Genomic DNA, 2,661 nt, shown 5'->3' on the forward strand with positions numbered 1-2,661 from the left:
ACACCATCCCGCTGCACGTCGAGATTCTCTACAACGAATACAACTTCGTCGCCGCCTTCGCGATGGCCTCCCTGCTCACGCTGCTCGCCCTCGCCACGCTCGTGCTCAAGAGCCTCGTGGAATGGGCCACGCGCCGGGAGACGCACCTCGATGGCGCGACCCGGGAGCTCGCCTCATGAGACCCGAGGAGCCGTCACCATGAGCCCCGAGGAGACTTCCCCATGAGCATCGAAGTCCAAGGCATGACCAAGACCTTCGGGACGTTTTGCGCGGTGAACAACGTCGATCTCAAGGTCGAAACGGGCGAGCTCGTCGCGCTGCTCGGGCCGTCGGGCTCCGGCAAGACGACGCTGCTGCGCATGATCGCGGGGCTCGAAGCCCCCGACGCGGGCCGCATCTTTTTCCATGGCGAGGAAGTCACCGAGCGCCGCGCGCAGGAACGCCGCGTCGGGTTCGTCTTCCAGCACTACGCCCTGTTCCGCCACATGACGATCTTCGAAAACGTCGCCTTCGGCTTGCGCGTGCGGCCCCGCGCTCGGCGGCCGAGCCGCGCGCAGATCCGCGAGCGGGTGATGGAGCTGCTGCGTCTCGTGCAGATCGACTGGCTGGCCGACAAGTACCCGCATCATCTCTCCGGCGGGCAGCGCCAGCGCGTCGCGCTCGCCCGTGCGCTCGCCGTCGAGCCCAATCTCCTGCTGCTCGACGAGCCCTTCGGCGCGCTCGACGCCAAGGTGCGCAAAGAACTGCGCAAATGGCTGCGTCGCCTGCACGACGAACTGCACATCACGAGCGTCTTCATCACGCACGATCAGGAGGAGGCACTGGAACTGGCCGACCGCGTCGTCGTGATGAACGAGGGGCGCATCGTGCAGATGGGCACGCCCGAGGACGTGTACGCGCACCCGGCGGACCTGTTCGTCTACCGTTTCCTGGGCAACGTGAACCTGTTTCACGGTCGCGTCGAAAACGGCCGAGCGTTTGTCGGCGATGTCCCTGTCGACGTGCCGGTTTCGGGCGCGGACGCCGACGTCGTGCTCGCCATGCGTCCGCACCTCATGGATATCACGCGCGAACCCGTTCCCGGCCATCCGGCATTCCGGGCCGAGGTCGTGCGCATCCTCGCCGCCGGACCGCAGGTGCGTGTTGAGATCACCGGTGAATGGGGCGGCGGCGCGGACGTGGAAATCACGCAGGAACGCCACGCGCAGCTCGGCCTCGTGAAAGGGGACAGAGTATATGTTTCCGCCGGTGCCGCACGGGTATTCACGGCGGAAAACGCAGAGATCTCATAATAACTTCAGATTCCCCGCAAATTCCTCGCTCCTTCTGTTTTCGTCGTCGCGGTGCGTGAATTTCGATTCGCCGGAGTGCCGCCGAACTCGCCTGATTGCCACTCACGTTTGCCGCAATTCGGGTATCAGTTCCCGCATGGATTACTAATTTCGGAGAGTTTTCGAACGGATCTTGGTCAGCTTCGGAAATGAAGAATTTTGCTAATCGAATTCCGTGGCTCCGCCGATACATCAAATAGCTAAGGGTCAGGGCGACCCAAAATCCTAGAAGCGGCGCGCAAAACTCTTTCGGATCGTAAAGACCGGACGGACGGGGAGAAACATGTTCAATTTCAACAACTGGATGCTGTCCAAAAAGATCAAGATGGGATTCGGGGTCGTGCTGGCGCTCATGGTCGTCGTGGCGGCTATCGGCGAATGGGGTTTGACGAAAGCGGGCCATGGATACGATGAGTATCGCGCCACGGCGCGGGTGCGCAACTCGCTAGCCCGCGTGGACTCGGCGGCGTTTGCGTTTCGCTTGTCGATGCGAACCTTCAACGAAACCGGCGATCAAAAGCACGTGAAATCCTTCGGAGAACGTTTCGAAACCGCGGGAAAATCGATCGAGGAGGCGAAAACGCGTTGCTCCACCGAGGTGCCGCCGGGGGCGTTGCGGGACGAGTGTCTAGCGGATCTCGAGAGCGTCGGAAAAATGATGGCGGAGTATCGAACCGGTTCGGACAAGGTGTTCGAACTGCGGACGAAGCGGGATAGTCAGGTCGGTACACTGGGGCAGATCGGCGTCGACATCGAGAAAGAGGTCGCCTCGGTCATGCATTCCGCCGCGGCGGGAAGCGATGTGCAGGTTACCCGCCTGGCAGCCGAAGCCATCCGCGAACTCCTGCTCATGCGCCTGTACGTCGTGAAATTCCTGGACGAGGGTGATGACAAGTACTTCGAGACCGCGAAAGAGCAGAATCTCGCGCTGATAAAACACCTGAAGTCCCTCGATTCCCTACTTCAGGCCGCCGATTCAAAACGCTCGGTGAACGCGGCCCGGGCTTCCGCTGCCGAGTACGACAAGCTCGCGGCGGAACTGGTGGGCGAGATTCACGAAATCAACAAGATCACGCACGAGAATTTCGATATCGTCGGTCCAAAACTCTCCGCGTCGATCGAAGAGATGCAGCTGGATATGAAGGATCGTCAGGACGCTCTCGGCGAGCGCGTGCAGGCATCGAATCGTCAGGCGACGATGATTTCCCTGCTGTCCACCGTCGTGGCGCTGGTGCTCGGCGTCCTGCTGGCGTGGAAGATCGGCGCGGCGATCATCGGGCCGCTGCGTGAGATGTCCTCGGTGATCGCGCAGGTGGCCAAAGGCGACTTC

The 2,661-nt window shown here is 61.7% G+C and carries 2 protein-coding genes and 1 pseudogene; all 3 read left to right on the forward strand.

Going from position 1 to position 2,661, the window contains the following annotated elements; translation table 11 throughout:
- Window positions 1-140: pseudogene (locus IT350_20190) on the forward strand (sulfate ABC transporter permease subunit CysW).
- Between the two features lie 81 nt (window positions 141-221).
- Window positions 222-1,292, forward strand: coding sequence for a sulfate/molybdate ABC transporter ATP-binding protein (locus IT350_20195; GenBank protein ID MCC6160384.1), 1,071 nt, complete (start codon window positions 222-224; stop codon window positions 1,290-1,292).
- Between the two features lie 322 nt (window positions 1,293-1,614).
- On the forward strand, window positions 1,615-2,661 hold a 1,047-nt coding region (locus IT350_20200), incomplete at its 3' end, for a hypothetical protein (protein MCC6160385.1).

The sequence above is a fragment of the Deltaproteobacteria bacterium genome (assembly GCA_020845895.1).
GTDB lineage: Bacteria > Lernaellota > Lernaellaia > JACKCT01 > JACKCT01 > JADLEX01.